The organism is Xenorhabdus miraniensis, from assembly GCF_002632615.1.
The window spans coordinates 54,611-70,348 of the sequence record NZ_NITZ01000014.1 but is presented as its reverse complement, the minus strand read 5'-3'; the positions used below and the strand labels follow the sequence as shown (position 1 = coordinate 70,348).

Genomic DNA, 15,738 nt, shown 5'->3' with positions numbered 1-15,738 from the left:
TTCAAGTTTAGTGCCTTTAATTCGATACCTTCAAACCTAACATTTTTAATTCAGTGCCCACGCCAGAGTTTGTTCAAGCAACTTAGCGCCTTGGGTAGTTAAGATAGATTCGGGATGAAATTGAAGCCCACAAATCTTGTGTTCATCATGACGCACTGCCATGACGGTATCTCCGCATGATGCCGAGACTGTCAACATCGCAGGAATATGCACAGCGGCAAGAGAATGGTAACGAGCAACAGGTAAGGGATTTGGCAGACCGGAAAACATAGCTTGTCCATCATGAGTGGCTGATGTTGCTTTACCATGCAAAATTTCCTGGGCAGCAGAGACTTCTCCTCCATAGGCTTCAATAATTGCCTGATGTCCAAGGCAAATGCCAATCACCGGAATTTTTCCAATCACTTGCTTGACTAATTCAGGCATACAGCCTGCTTCTGATGGTTTCCCCGGGCCGGGTGACAGCATCAACAGGGGAGATCCCATTTCGTGGAGTTTGGCAATAATGATATCTGTAGCCACAGTATTGCGATAAATAATGACTTGATGACTGTGGCTTCTCAGTTGGTCCACGAGGTTATAGGTGAAGGAATCAACATTATCGAGCAGAAGAATATTCGCCATTAGAATGTCACCTCTACTTGATGGGCTTGGGCAATAGCGCGAATGACGGCTCTGGATTTATTGTGTGTTTCATCTACTTCTGATTGGGGAATGGAATCCAAAACAATACCGGCTCCGACTTGTACAGTAGCTTGGCCGTTTTCCACATAGGCAGAACGAATGACAATGCAGGTATCAAAATCTCCTTTGCCAGTGAAATAGCCGACTGCGCCACCATAGCTACCACGCCGTTCGCCTTCATGTTCTGCAATGAGCTGCATGGCCCGAACCTTAGGCGCTCCTGTCAACGTACCCATATTCATGCAGGCCTGATAGGCATGGAAAATATCCAAATCATGGCGAAGCGTACCGACAACACGGGAAACCAAGTGCATGACAAACGAATAACGATCGACTTTGGTTAAATCGGCGACATATCGGCTTCCCGGCTCACAAATGCGAGCCAGATCGTTACGGGCCAAATCAACCAGCATCACATGCTCAGATATTTCTTTCGCGTCAGTACGCATTTCCAGCTCAATTCGGCTATCAAGGTCGGCATCTAATTCTCCGTTGGCATTGCGTCCGCGTGGGCGTGTACCGGCTATCGGATAAATTTCTATCTGGCGATTGTTGGCATCATATTTAAGGGCACTTTCTGGTGAGGCTCCGAACAGGCAAAAATCCTGATCTTGCATAAAAAACATATAGGGGCTTGGATTTTGTTTTTTCAGTGTGTGGTAAGCGTTTAATGGAGAAGGGCATGGCAAGGTAAAACGCCGTGACGGAACAACCTGAAAGACATCCCCTTGACGAACTGATTGCTGCAATTGCCGCACAATATCCGCATATTGCTCATCACTCCGATTGCAATCAATGGTTATGTCAGACAGTTTGACAGGCAAGAATGGCTGAAGCGGTTCTGAAATGGCGGAAGCCAATGTTGCCATACGTTCGTTAAGGCGTTGCCTTTCCGTATCGGATTCTCCAAACAGTACAGTTTGTAACGATGAGTGCTCATACCGATGGTCAATCACCAATAGTGTTTCTGCAAGATAGAAACAGAAATCCGGACAACGCTGGCGGTTTTCTACTGTGGGCAATAGTTCAAAACCAGCGACTAAATCGTAAGCAAACAACCCGCCAACGAAGATGGCATCGGGGGATTCTGTAAACGATGCCAATGCTGTTAAAGCCCGCAATGCGTCAAAAACTGAATCAGATTTTAACCGACTATCTTCATCCAGATTGTGTTCGGCAGCAGGGAATTTTGCTTGAATAACTTGAGAATTCACACTCAATTCGGCTTTTTCTGAGAGTAAATTGGCAAGTATAGGGAGTAGATTTTGGCCATTTTCGGTAAGTGCTTCAAAAGTAACCTGACGATTGTTGGCTGTAATACGCATGGCACTATCGATGATCAAGATGCTTTTGATATTATTTTTGCTTTGAATTTCAGCAGACTCTAATAATAATGTAGAGGAACGATGACCACAAAGTTGATGGAAAAGCAGTGTTGGATCAGTTTTGTAAGCAGTATCTGTTTGATTTATTGAAATATTAAATTCTTTGTCGTCAGTCATTTTACACCCCGTCATTACCTTCATTGCAAAAATTCAATTTATAAAAAAACCCGCTTGTTAGGCGGGTTTCGGCACTTGCATATCTGTACTTATGTGCATGAGCCAACCGTCCTGAATGGGAAGTTGTGCCACCAACCACGGTTTTTCATCGCTTTTTGCATAAGTACGATCATTGTAAAGTGCCTCATTTACTGAATGGTATTTTTGGTTAAGAATGTTTGCCTTACCTCTGTACTAGTAAACTGGTTCAAGTTCGACTTGTCAATGATTTTTTTCTTGTTTGTAAAAATGAGGTTATTAGGTTGGGTGAAGAAGGGAAGGTTGTGAAACGGTTATATAAAATTTGTTGGGTAACCTATCTACAGTTGTGTGTATAGTCAAAGCTATTCAAAAACAACGATAATGAATGGAATTTTTTATAAAAAACTAAAATTCTATTCAATTTTATACCAATCCAACTTCAAGATGCGTGTTATATCTCCCCACACCGCGGGGAAATATAAGGCTTCACGTTATCTTGCTGGTTGCAACTTGAAGCTTATAGAGTATAGATACATTAGTGTGTTTTTTAATGTTTAATCTGCATGACATATAATTATAACAATTTAAAATCGTTTGGTTTTTTATAAGTTTTATAAGAGCAATCCAGTTGCAAATTAGCCTTAATAAGCTTAGCGTGATTTAAAAGTGTCATCATTAATTTAAATAACAATGTTATTTTTAATTGAGGGTTGTCTTTATGAAAACAAAAAGAATAAAATTATATAATGTGTTGTTTTTTATTATTCTAATTATTTTCAATAATGCTTATGCAAATGAATTGATGAGTAATAATGTTACTTTAGATTACAATTACAGTAAATCAAAGGGAAATGGAAAAGTAAGCGATTTATCAGAAACTTATAATCTAACTTTTGAGAATAAAAATCAGCTTTATGATTTGCAAATTAAAGTGTTAAATTTTTCATGTATGTATGAAACGGGAGATAAAAATATCATTTTAAAACCTAACAGCATACATCAAGAGGAAATTGAAGATTCCAATAGCTTTAAACCCTTTTGGTGGTGGCCGTGGGGATGTGAGGGGGACGATAAATTTCTAAAGTGGAATGTTGCTATTTATGAGTATGGTGGAGTATATAAATCATGTGACATTGAAATTAGAGTATCATTTGATATATGGGCTTTAAAGTGGACAACTGCCGTTAATATTGAAAATAACAATAATTGTCAGCTTACTATCACAGCAACTTGCGATGGTGAAGATTGTAAGAATATGACAGTTTTCCCTGCTGCTAAAAATATTGCTATAACTATCGATGATTATAACGCTTGGGCACCTCCAATAATTACCTCACCTAAACCGAACTCAACAGTTGAGAACAACTATATTACAATTTTAGGAAAAGGTTTAATGGAAGACGGTACTTTTCCTAAAATTAGGACAAATTTTAATTCGTATAATTATTCAGTTCAATCTACAGGGGATGATAAAAATTGGATGGGTCAACTCTGGATAGGTTGTGGCATTACCGGAGAAATTAGCATTGTAGAAATAGAAAATTCTGAAGTCACTTTAAATGGCCCGCCATGTGGAGCAACAATCACTTCTATCCAGAATGGACAAACTATTCCGGCAGGGAAATATAGTTTATCTGGTCGAGTGAACAGTGATACGGCTGATCATGACAGAAATATGCAAGTGGAAATAACAGGCTATAAAAGGGATGGGACTATTTATTCACCAACAGCGAATTATACTCCAAATGTTGATACTGGAACGGGTAAATGGAGTTTGGAGGATTTAGATGCTGTTTGCGGGATTAATTATAATGTATCTGTTAATGCATTTTTTATGCTTTCTGATAGTAAACCAACTTTACCCAGTTTAGTAGGAACAAATATTTCCTATCGTACACCGGATTGTTCGATTGAAATAACCAACCCTAAAGATCATGAAGTTGTTTCTTCAACAATTTATGATGAACAGAACATCTCAATTAGTGGTCATGCTGCTGATGGCAAGGTTACTGTGGAACTTTTAGATGATACTGAAGAGGAAATTAATATCATAGAAGGAAATGCTGTAAATAATAAATTTGAAGTTAAAGATATAAAAATTCCTATAGGTTTTATAAGCATTGAAGCGAGTGATAGTTCTAATCAAAAAAGTAAAAAAGTGACTATATTGAGCTCTAAGGTTTTTTCCGTAGAAGCTAAAAATGACAGTGTATTCACAGTATTTAGTGGAACATCTATGCAAAATATTATAGGTGGAGATAAAGATCAGGATTTTATACCTAAAGTTGAAATATCATACGATGAACTTGATTTTTCCGAAGAAGCGGATCCTGATGAGAAAGGTAATTGGAAAGGAGAAAGCAAACATTATGCTAAGAGAGGAGTATATATCTTTACTTTTCAGGAGAGTAACAATAATAGGGATTATGCAGTACGGGATGAAATAACACTAAAATGTACAGGTAGTGATCTTGGAATGAGTTGTGTTATCCAGTAATAATAATTATTTTTATATTAAATGAGGTTGCTATGACTATTTTTAGAACTGTTTTCATACTATTTTTTTTATTTTATTTAGACCAGTCATTTTCTGACTCTGCATTAAAATCCTCGCCTTTAAAGGCTATTTATGGAGGTGAAAAAAGTTGTATAGACATTGGAGGTGATAAGTGTAAATCGTGGATTGTTAATATTTCTGAAAAAAAATCAGATGATGAATATACACCACTCTGTAGTGGTTCGTTAATTTCACAAGACTACGTTTTAACTGCTGCACATTGTAAAATAAAAGGTATTAAAGAATATTTTATCTTAAATGATAAAAAAGATGTGATTAGTTCTGTAAAACCTGAGGATTTTATAATACCTAGCATTGATAAAGATTTCGCCCTTATGAAGTTAGAAAAACCAGTGTCATTAGATAATTATGGTCGTATCCGTCGTTTTTTTAACTATGATGAGGTTTATGGAAAATTAAATGAAGATTATTATAATGCTTCTATTTATGGCTATGGTAATCTAGGCATTAATGAAGAAACAGGTGAGGAAATAAGTAATGATGGAACCCTGCGCAGAGCTGATGTGAAATTTTTTGCTAAGGCTTTAGATACTAAAGGATGGCAGGGATTTATGATAAAGGAAAATGAAAAATTAAATTCAGGAATTACTCAAGGAGGAGATTCTGGTGGGCCAATCATTTGGAATGATACAATTATTGGTGTTACTTCTTGGGGGTATGAAGTATTAAAAATAAAAAAGGAAGAAGATAAGGATAATTATCCTTTTTCTTTTTTTTCAGATGTAACTAGTAAATCTGCCTATTTGTTTGCTGAAAAAATGAAACAAATTTGGATTAACAGTCCAGATTGGAATGGTCATTTAAGAAAGAGAGGGAAGCATGTTATTGTTAAAGGCCTGGGAAGAAAAAGTAGCAAAATAGAGGTTGTTTATTCTATTGGGAATGGGAAAAAAAACGTATATGATTGTGGGAATATTCCGCTTAATGGAAAATGGGATTGTCATATTCCACATGAAGAATTCTTTGCTGAAGATATTAATGAAATGGAAGATTATGTAATAACAATTACCGCCAGGGAATCATCAAAATATTCACCGGAAGAACGAGTAAAAGAATGGAGAGAAGATACTGTAAAGGCAAAAATACCTTCTATTTCAAAAGAATTTGGTATTGATTATCCAATTGATAAATCGACTATATTTACTAAGGATTTTATAATACGCGGTTATGCTGATCCTTATTCGGGTGTTAAATTGATACTAAAATCTCATTTAAATAAAGAAAATTATTATACTCAAGATAAACTATGTAAGGAAATAAAAGATGGAGAGGTAATAAAAACAAATGAGTATGGATATTGGTCATGTGCTGTAAAATATGAAAAAATAATCAATATTAATAAAGAGACTGATTATAAGTTGAATGCAATACAACTTACAGATAATAAATACATTTATGATGAGGTTAACATAAGTTTAAAACCAAAAGAATTAACTAAGTTAAAAATTAAACGAAATGAAGAGGATAAAAGTAATGTATATAGGAAAAAATTAGAATATGATGTTAATTATTCTAATGAGGCGAATATTGTTTGTATTTTTAATACTAAATCTTTCGATTGTGCAAATAAACATAATGATAAACATAAGTTTTATTTGTTAAATGTTTCAGGGGGTGATGTTTATAATAAAATCGAATCCGAAATTAATGTGGGTGGAATACAAAAGATTGAGAATAGTGATCCTTTGGATGAAAAATTACGGGATTCTATGGCGGATAGACTTGAAGGTGGGTATTTCAAACCTAATTTTATTCGTTCAAACGACATTAAAAATGCGCGTGAGGTTTTATCTGGAAAAATTAAAAGTGAAAGTTTTTTTGGTATTGGAGGTGATGATAAAAGATACATTGATCCGAATGAAGATATAATCTTGCCTTCAGAATATTATATATGTATGAAGAAAGAGAATAATTCATCTTCATTTGCTGAAAGAAATCAATGTGATGGAGAAGGAAAAGGGGGTACTTATCAAGAAATTGAGTTAGAAAAAGGTAAGTATGTTGCTGATATTCCAATAGAATATGCAACCTATTTAGAGAAGGATAACTTCCCAACTTGGCGTCTTTCTCTCCCTTCCACATTGCAAGATGGACTTTATTATATTGCGGTAGCAGATAAGTATCATCCAGTGGGATTAACTAGATTCAAAAAGAATTGGTTCAGATTAACTCCTGAAAGAAGCTATTTTAGTATAAAAACCCCGGAAGTTAAGATTAATACTCTTTCTGAAGGAGAAACAGCTACTGTAGGTAGCTCAAGCTTTTTGTCAGGGAGTTCTAATGTACCAGGAGATGAAGTTGCTATTAAAAGACGTAAGATTGCTCACTCATTAGAGTTGGAAAAAAACAATCAAAATCTGAGTAATGAAACAGTTATTTGCACAGGAGCTGTGGTTAGTGACAATGGTAACTGGCAATGTGGTAAACCAATTATTTTCCCAGCAGGCACCTATGAATTAACCGCCGAATTGATAAAAGAAGGAAAAGTTGTTGCCACCGATATCACACACATCACGATTAAAGATAAAAATGATGATGATGAACCTGAACAAAAAAAATTTGAAATAAATAACCCCAAGAATAATTCAACGGTTGACCCAGATAATCCCATCACTTTTTCTGGTACGTTTAGTGGTCCTGCTGGCGGTGGTTTTGGTGGTTTTATAAGTAGTCTGATTGGCGGGCTTTGGGGGGTAATTGAAGGGATTGCTTCTGCATTCAGTGGTGCTCTGGGTTTCTTTTGGGAATTCACAATTCATCCGGGAGATATTTTTGGGGGCGATACCTATATGATGACATTGCAGGAGACCCAAAATGGCGTAAACGTTGGTGATCCTATTAAATGGGCTTTTACTGTCCCAATGCGTATTACTGAGCCTAAACTAGGGGCACAGTATAGATTAAATGACAAAATCTCTATTAAGGGTCAGGGAAGCCCCGGTCAATTCGTTTTTGTCGCGGGTTCAGAATATCTCCTGCCACCAGAAAAAGTAACTTTTCCGATTTCAAGTAGTGGGTTCATTTGTACAACAACGGTGGATGAAAAAGGAAAATGGGCATGTCCTGATAATCCCGTTCTGACAGCAACCAACGAAGGAAAGTTTTTCCTTTATGCCGCTCAATATAAAAAAATAGGTTCAGCTCAGTTGGGAGAATTAGGCGATACTTATGAAAGAACTTCACAGGTTACGCGTAGATACGAAGTCACTAAAACAAAAATACAAATCACAAACCCGGAGCATGGAGCAAAAATAGCAAAACTGCCTTTTACTGTTTCAGGCACGGGAGAAAAGGGCGCTCAGGTATATATTGAGGGCTTCGGTGGTGCTGATGATTGTAATACCACCGTTGATGCTTCATCGGGTCAATGGTCCTGTGGGCCTTATCAGCCCGAAGAAGGTAAATATACCCTTTCTGCTGATCAATTTATCAGTGATCAATTAAATTCAACATCGCAAATCTCTTTTGAAGTTCAGACTAAAACCATTAAACCTGTTGTTATCACTCAACCACATAATGGTGGGGTATATCGGCATCTTGACAATATTTTACCGCAGGGAACAGGTGAACCGGGGACAACGGTTTGTTTGGCTGAGAAAGTGCTTTCCCAGATCTGTCAAACGGGTGTCACTGTGGATGAACAGGGCAATTGGGAATGGATTGATGGTCTGGATACCGCAGTTAAAGGTGAACAAAAACTGGTGGCAATGGCCTTTTTGGATAACGTGCGTCAATCTACAGCGAAGGTGACATTTAAGATTGAACCTACTGCTGGTGAAACAGCGTTAACAGTAGAAACGCCCAAAGAAGATGAAGTGATAAAAACACCTTCATATACCTTTAGCGGTACGATACCAAGTAATGCTAAGACAGTTACGGTGAAAGCATTTAGTGGTCATGATGATTGCTTGGCGAAGCTCAATATGGAGGATTACACGTGGACATGCGGGCCTTACAGCTCTGTACCGGGGGATTATGATGTAGCAGTGGTAGATGATGCTGGTTCCCAGATTAACAGAAGTTTTAAGGTGCGTTATGGGGACAATTTGCAAATGCGAGTACTTGAACCCACAGAAGGAGAACAAATTGCAACTCCAACGCATACCATTAGTGGCAAAGGGCAGGCTGGCGCTATCGTCGTCGTTTCTATTGCAGGTAAGAGGATCTGTGAAGTTTACGTTGATGAGAATCAATACTGGGCGTGTCCGGATGCCGTGAAGTCTATTCCCGGTGATTATCGACTTTTCGCACAGCAGTGGGTGGATGATGAATTCCCAGGTAAGCCAGTAATACGAAACTATGAAGTGATATATGGTGTACGTGATATTGCTGTAATTACACCGACAGAAGGGGAAAAAATTACGACAAAAACGTATGAGATTAGTGGGAAAGGGCAAATTGGTGCAAGAGTGACCATTTCTTCTTCTGGCAAGAAGCTTTGTGATATTTTGGTAGATGAACAGCAAAACTGGAGTTGTCCTACAGTTCAGTCTGTACTAGGAGAATACCAGTTTTTGGCCCAGCAATGGGTGGACGGAACGCCTTCTGTAAGATCTATCACTAGAAATTATGAAGTGCTCTATGGAATACAAGATATTAAAATTGATACTACAGCAGATGCATTTTGTTTGGATCAAAATTCATACAGGCCGACCTCCGCGTTTGTGGTGGGAACGGCAACAAAAGGTGCATATGTCTCTTTAAAAGTAGAATCCGATGGTGGATATTCCTCAACTTGCATAACACAAACGTTAGAGACGGATGGTAGTTGGAGCTGTCGTGTCGATGATATTGAATTAGGAGGATATAATTTAACAGCGAGACAATCAATTACATCAAATGGTCATTCAATAAGCCCCATAGTAAATCAAAAGGTGAATATTACTTATAACAAAGATCTTCGAATTACTGAGCCTTTTAATAGAGAGAACTATGAAACTACCTCTTGGACCAGGAATTCAGGTTGGGTTAATGTGTCAGGTACAGGAACCCCTGAATCGCAAGTTCTTATTGAAGTAGTTGAATCGTCGTCAGGAAATAAGAAGACGGCCAAAGTTAACGTTGGCAAAAAAGGAGAATGGAATTATGGGGAACCTTTTTGGGGCGGGTTTTTATTAGATATTGGAAATTATACTTTAAATGTTTCCAGCCAATCTTGTGGACAAAATCAGTCAGCGAATGTTTATTTCTCAGTTGCACAAGCTCCACCCCCAATTTATTGCCCACCTCATGCCATTTGTTACGGTAAATAAAGCTGAGCCAGCTCTCTATTATGAGAGCTGGTTTTTTAGCCTTAAATTCACTCCCCTTTAATTTCATCCCCTGTGTTATCATTTCCGCTTCGTACTCGATATCACCCGATAGAGAGTACCTTTGTTTTCCCTTTCAACAAAACAGGTACAGGACAATGACTGAAGCCGCCAGTGAAATGACAAGGCGCTATGATCTGCATAGCCATACGACTGCTTCAGATGGGGTTTTATCGCCTGAACAGCTCGTGGACAGAGCTATTTCTATGGGCATTGATGTACTGGCAATCACTGACCATGATACGACGGAAGGTATTCCATCGGCCTTAAATCATATTCAGCAAAATGATTTGTCTTTGACATTGGTATCCGGTGTTGAAATTTCGACATTATGGGAGAATTTTGAAATCCATATTGTTGGCTTAAATGTTGATATTCACTCTCTTTCTTTCAGAAAATTTCTGGTTAATCAGGTTGATTTAAGGCAACAACGTGGCATTGAAATTGGGCGGCGATTGTCTAAAGCAGGTATCCCTGAAGCGTGGGAAGGAGCATCCCGGCTGGCTAATGGGGGGCAGGTCACTCGCGGTCATTTTGCCCGTTATCTCATAGAAGCTGGCATTGAACCCACTATCCCTAAAGTGTTCAAAAAGTATCTGGCGAAGGGGAAAATCGGTTATGTTCCCCCACAATGGTGTACAATTGAGCAGGCGATTGAAACCATTCACCAGGCTGGCGGGCAGGCGGTGATTGCCCATCCCGGCAGGTACGATTTATCAATGAAATGGCTAAAACGATTAATAGCCTGGTTTAAACAACATGGCGGTGATGCAATGGAAGTTGCACAGTGCCAGCAAGCCCCTAATGAAAGGCAACAACTTGGTCAACTGGCAAGAGAATATGGGTTGAAAGTGTCATTAGGATCGGATTTTCACCAGCCTTGTTCATGGATAGAGCTTGGGCGCAATTTGTGGTTACCCGGTGATGTTGTACCGATATGGGACGACTGGACGCGGCTTGGGACTGCATAGAAGTAGAGGTTATCGTTATGGGCCAGTTTTTTTATATCCACCCTGATAATCCACAAAAACGTCTTATCGACCAGAGTGTGGATGTATTGAAAAAAGGTGGAGTTGTCATTTATCCAACTGATTCAGGTTACGCCATTGGTTGCTGCCTTGAAAATAAAGATGCGCTGACTCGCATTTGCCGTATCCGTCAATTGGAAGGGCGCCACAATTTTACGCTGATGTGCCGTGATCTGTCTGAAATCGCCACTTATGCCCATGTGGACAATCAGGCATTCAGGCTGATTAAAAATAACACGCCGGGCAATTACACCTTTATTTTACAAGCGACGAAAGAAGTTCCTCGTCGTTTGATGAATGAAAAACGTAAAACCATCGGCCTGCGTGTTCCTTCTAATCCTATCGCTTTGGCAATTCTGGAAGAGATGGGCGAGCCACTGATGTCATGTAGCTTAATTTTACCGGGAAATGACTTTGCCGAGTCCGATCCGGAAGAGATTCAGGATACATTAGGTAAACAGGTTGATTTAATCATTCACGGTGGTTATCTTGGGCAGCAACCGACGACAGTAGTGGATTTAACTGGTGATTCACCAGCCATTCTTCGCGAAGGCGAAGGTGATGTAACACCTTTTTTATAAGGTGATTTTTTTTATTTTAAATACGACGCCTGTGAAGGCGACAACAGAGGTTGCTCAATGAGCGATAAAACAGAAAAGTTACAAAAAGTTCTCGCGCGTTCTGGTCATGGTTCCCGTCGCGAAATTGAAGGATATATTCAACAAGGGCGCATTAGCATTGATGGCAAGACCGCAACGTTGGGTGATCGAATCGAAGTTAAACCCTCAGTAAAAGTTCGTCTGGATGGGCGAATTTTAAATATCAAAGAACCACAGAAAACTGTTTGCCGTGTTCTGGCTTATTACAAGCCGGAAGGTGAATTGTGTACCCGCCATGATCCTGAAGGCCGTCCGACTGTCTTTGACCGCCTGCCAAAAATGCAGGGTGCGCGTTGGATCGCTGTAGGGCGTCTGGATATCAACACCTGCGGATTGTTGCTGTTTACCACTGATGGGGAATTGGCAAATCGCCTGATGCATCCACGCTGTGAAGTTGAGCGTGAATATGCGGTTCGTGTTTTTGGTGAAGTGGATAATGTAAAACTTCGTCAATTGACACAAGGCGTGCAGTTGGAAGATGGGCCAGCTTCATTCAAAACTATCACGTTCAAAGGTGGAGAAGGCATCAACCAATGGTACAACGTGACTTTGACAGAAGGCCGCAACCGCGAAGTCAGACGTTTGTGGGAAGCGGTTGGTGTGCAGGTTAGCCGCCTGATACGGGTGCGTTATGGTGATATCAATCTGCCGAAAGGTTTGCCGCGCGGCGGTTGGACTGAGTTGGGGTTGGAGCAGACTAACTATTTACGTCAACTGGTCGGTTTAGGCGAAGAGGTTGTGACCAAAGTCGCCGTTGAACGTGATCAACGTCGCATCAAGGCTAACCAAATCCGCCGTGCAGTAAAACGACATGCGCAGGTTGCATCCCGTCCAGCGGGGAAACGTCCTGCAAGCAGTTCTCGTCAGAATGCAGGAAGAAAAACAACGCCTAAAGGTCGTTAATCTTCTCAAGCCGCTGTTTCAGTTGACGTCAGCATTGATGCTGATTCTATTTGAAACAGCGGATTTGTTTACCAATCAACGCCTTTTTGCGCTTTGATTCCAGCATCAAAAGCATGTTTTACCGGACGCATTTCTGTGATTGTATCGGCGTACTCCAACAATTCCCGATGGCATCCTCGTCCGGTGATAATTACACTCTGATGTGAAGGCCGTTGTTTTAGGGCTGTCAGGACATCGGTTAGTTCCAGATAGCCGTAACTGACCATATAAGTCAATTCATCTAGTACGACAAGGTGCAACAAAGGATCAGATAACATCCTCAAGGCATGTTTCCATGCCGATTGGCAGGCTGCGGTATCTGTTGCCCGGTTTTGTGTCTCCCATGTAAAACCTGTTGCCATCACCTGAAATTCAACCCCCTGTTGTGCCAGTAAGTTCCTTTCCCCGCTTTCCCATGTCCCTTTGATGAATTGGATAATGCCAGCACGCTGTCCATGCCCAATCGCACGCGTGACAGTGCCAAATGCAGCGGTGGTTTTTCCTTTACCGTTTCCGGTAAATACGATGATTATACCTCGTTCTTGTTGTGCTGCTTCAATACGGGCATCGACTTTCTCTTTCTGGCGTTGTTGCCTTTTTTGGTACTGGCTATTATTTCTGGTCATTATTCGGCAGGCCCTGCTTTGCGACCGGGTTGGGCATCAAAACTGATACCAGAATCATTGCGACTGTCATCGCCCATGACATAAAGGTAGACAGGCATGATATCCGCCGGTGTTTTTAATTTGGTTGAGTTTTCATCAGGAAAAGCACTGGCTCGCATATTGGTGCGGGTGCCTCCCGGGTTGATACAGTTAATGCGCAGGGAAGTATGTTGATATTCCTGCGCCAAAACCTGCATCAGACCTTCCGTGGCAAATTTGGAAACAGAATAGGCTCCCCAACCGCTTCTGCCTTCCCGACCAACACTGGAGCTGGTAAAGACTAAAGAACCACAGGTGGATTTCAATAAAAGGGGAATTAATACCTGAGTCAGCATAAAAGTAGCATTGACATTCACTTGCATGACTTCGTGCCAAAGCTGGGCAGGTTGCTCTATGATCGGTGCAACAACACCAAGCAGCCCTGCGTTGTGCAAAACACCATCTAAACGGGAATAATGCTGTGCCAATTCACGGGCAAACGCCTGACATTCTTCTACGGTCACAGTCAGCAAATCCATCGTATAAATATCGGCCGGTAAACCGCCATCGTTTTCAATTTGCTGCTTGACGGCTTTCAGTTTTGCGGTAGTACGCCCGAGCAAAATAACCTGAGCACCATGACGGGCATAAGTCAGTGCGGCTTCGCGTCCAATGCCATCGCCAGCACCGGTTACTAAAATGATTTTTTGTTGCAGCAGGTCACTATTGGGGTGGTAATCAAACATCGGGCAATTTTCCTGTGTTGCTTGTCAATCTATTTATTTTTACATATAGATTGCCATCTCAAGATGGCATATGTGGCCTTCACCAGAACAAAGCTTAAAGTTTCCGTCAAATTTACCGGAATTGGCAAAAGAGTAGCACGCTAATTGAGATAAGGTTAAGTAAACTGTTAGAGCGCGGCTTTCGGTTTTTGGTTAGAATGAAACATATTGTTCATCATAAGTTAATAAAGGTGGATCTGTGGAATATTTGTCTCTATACGGATTGTTCTTAGCCAAAGTGCTCACGGTTGTTTTAGCCATCGTCGTTTTGGTGGTAGTTTGTATTGGATTAGGCGTACGTAAAACAATTCACAAAGGGGAATTGAAACTTACTAATCTTGGTAAGTCATATAAGGAAAAACAGCGTCAGATGCAGCAGGCTCGAATGAGTGAAGAAGAGAAAAAAATCTGGCAAAAAGCGTTGAAGAAACAGCAAAAAGATGATGCCAAGCAGAAAAAAGCAGAGGCTAAAGCAGGGCTGAAAGGTTTACAGAAGCCGAATCTTTATGTCTTGGATTTTAAAGGCAGTATGGATGCTCATGAAGTTGATTCCCTTCGTGAAGAGATCAGCGCAGTACTCGCCGTCGCAGATAAAGAAGATGAAGTTCTATTGCGTCTGGAAAGCCCGGGAGGCGTCGTCCATGGCTATGGGCTGGCTGCATCTCAATTGGCTCGTTTACGGCAGAAAGGGATACGCCTGACGATTGCCGTGGATAAAGTGGCTGCGAGTGGTGGTTATATGATGGCTTGTGTGGCTGACCGCATCATTGCTGCACCGTTTTCCATTATTGGTTCTATTGGTGTTGTTGCACAATTACCCAATATTCATCGGCTCTTAAAGAAAAATGATATTGATGTAGAACTGCATACTGCCGGAGAATATAAACGTACCCTGACTGTTTTGGGTGAAAACACCGAACTGGGGCGGAAGAAGTTTCAGGAAGATCTGAATGAAACGCATAAATTATTTAAGTCGTTTATCCATCAGCATCGTCCATCTTTGGATGTAGAGAAAGTGGCTACGGGTGAATATTGGTATGGCACACAAGCAAAAGAAAATGGGCTGATTGATGAAGTGGGTGTCAGTGATGATTTCCTGATCGAAAAAATCAAGCATTGTGAAGTTATCAGTGTCAGTTATTCCCGTCGTAAACGTGTAGTTGAACGTTTCATGGGCAGTGCGATGGAGAATGTTGATAAGTTATTGATGCGCTGGTGGCAAAGGGGAGAAAAACCACTGTTATAATAGCGTGAATCGTTATAGCAACCAGATGCAACGAGCTGGCAAAAGATTATGCGTTAATCCCGTCTTAAGGCAGACGTTGTGAATATAATGCGATCATGCGGGTAAATAGGGGGAATTATGATTATATCCTTTATTACCCGCATAATTATTGATAACTGGTTAGGAATAATGCGATTCGTTTTTTAATCGACTAGAGAATACTTTTCGGACAGTATATGTGCTAAATGTTTAAACATATTAAGAGCCTGTCCACCATTTTGTGTAAGTGCCATTTCTTAGTAATGACCGTCAAGGCGATCACCAAACTCAATAATAAAACGACTCATTGCCATTCGCCAGT

The 15,738-nt window shown here is 40.2% G+C and carries 11 protein-coding genes and 1 other annotated feature; of the genes, 6 read left to right on the top strand and 5 right to left on the bottom strand.

What is annotated here, in order from left to right; all coding sequences use genetic code 11:
- Nucleotides 1-45 precede the first annotated feature (45 nt).
- Both Xmir_RS35880 and Xmir_RS35875 read right to left on the bottom strand, forming a co-directional pair.
- Nucleotides 46-624 (bottom strand): glutamine amidotransferase-related protein, encoded by a 579-nt coding sequence (locus Xmir_RS35880; RefSeq protein WP_099114807.1) that lies wholly within the window; start codon nucleotides 622-624, stop codon nucleotides 46-48.
- A complete protein-coding gene (locus tag Xmir_RS35875; RefSeq protein WP_099114806.1) occupies nucleotides 624-2,186 on the bottom strand; it encodes an anthranilate synthase component 1 in 1,563 nt (520 codons plus the stop codon). Before Xmir_RS35875 ends, Xmir_RS35880 begins: the two co-directional genes overlap by 1 nt.
- A 40-nt stretch (nucleotides 2,187-2,226) precedes the next feature.
- Nucleotides 2,227-2,326, bottom strand: a sequence feature (Trp leader region).
- Nucleotides 2,327-2,925: 599 nt separating this feature from the next.
- On the opposite strand from Xmir_RS35875, the gene Xmir_RS35870 reads away from it, so the two are divergent.
- The 5 genes from Xmir_RS35870 to rluB all read left to right on the top strand — a co-directional run bounded on the left by Xmir_RS35870 (nucleotide 2,926) and on the right by rluB (nucleotide 12,684).
- Nucleotides 2,926-4,704, top strand: a complete 1,779-nt coding sequence (locus Xmir_RS35870; RefSeq protein ID WP_099114805.1) for a hypothetical protein — start codon at nucleotides 2,926-2,928, stop codon at nucleotides 4,702-4,704.
- Between the two features lie 32 nt (nucleotides 4,705-4,736).
- The gene (locus Xmir_RS35865; RefSeq protein ID WP_099114804.1) at nucleotides 4,737-10,037 is read left to right on the top strand and encodes a trypsin-like serine protease; all 5,301 of its coding nucleotides are present in this window, start codon (nucleotides 4,737-4,739) and stop codon (nucleotides 10,035-10,037) included.
- Nucleotides 10,038-10,192: 155 nt separating this feature from the next.
- Nucleotides 10,193-11,065 (top strand): RNase RNM, encoded by an 873-nt coding sequence (gene rnm / locus Xmir_RS35860; protein WP_099114803.1) that lies wholly within the window; start codon nucleotides 10,193-10,195, stop codon nucleotides 11,063-11,065.
- A gap of 17 nt (nucleotides 11,066-11,082) precedes the next feature.
- On the top strand, nucleotides 11,083-11,703 hold the full coding sequence (locus Xmir_RS35855; RefSeq protein ID WP_099114802.1) for an L-threonylcarbamoyladenylate synthase: 621 nt from the start codon (nucleotides 11,083-11,085) through the stop codon (nucleotides 11,701-11,703).
- A gap of 57 nt (nucleotides 11,704-11,760) precedes the next feature.
- Complete coding sequence (gene rluB / locus Xmir_RS35850; RefSeq protein WP_099114801.1) at nucleotides 11,761-12,684, top strand: 23S rRNA pseudouridine(2605) synthase RluB; 924 nt, start codon at nucleotides 11,761-11,763, stop codon at nucleotides 12,682-12,684.
- Nucleotides 12,685-12,752: 68 nt separating this feature from the next.
- Here the strand turns inward: rluB and cobO are convergent, their stop codons facing one another.
- Complete coding sequence (gene cobO / locus Xmir_RS35845) at nucleotides 12,753-13,349, bottom strand: cob(I)yrinic acid a,c-diamide adenosyltransferase (protein ID WP_099114800.1); 597 nt, start codon at nucleotides 13,347-13,349, stop codon at nucleotides 12,753-12,755.
- The gene (locus tag Xmir_RS35840) at nucleotides 13,349-14,113 is read right to left on the bottom strand and encodes a YciK family oxidoreductase (RefSeq protein ID WP_099114799.1); all 765 of its coding nucleotides are present in this window, start codon (nucleotides 14,111-14,113) and stop codon (nucleotides 13,349-13,351) included. Before Xmir_RS35840 ends, cobO begins: the two co-directional genes overlap by 1 nt.
- A 238-nt stretch (nucleotides 14,114-14,351) precedes the next feature.
- Here Xmir_RS35840 and sohB point away from each other — a divergent pair, with 238 nt between their 5' ends.
- A complete protein-coding gene (gene sohB / locus Xmir_RS35835) occupies nucleotides 14,352-15,398 on the top strand; it encodes a protease SohB (protein ID WP_099114798.1) in 1,047 nt (348 codons plus the stop codon).
- Nucleotides 15,399-15,580: 182 nt separating this feature from the next.
- Here the strand turns inward: sohB and Xmir_RS35830 are convergent, their stop codons facing one another.
- Nucleotides 15,581-15,670 carry a DUF2498 family protein gene (locus tag Xmir_RS35830; RefSeq protein ID WP_145956902.1) on the bottom strand — a complete coding sequence of 30 codons (90 nt, stop codon included), beginning with the start codon at nucleotides 15,668-15,670 and terminating at the stop codon, nucleotides 15,581-15,583.
- Nucleotides 15,671-15,738 lie beyond the last annotated feature (68 nt).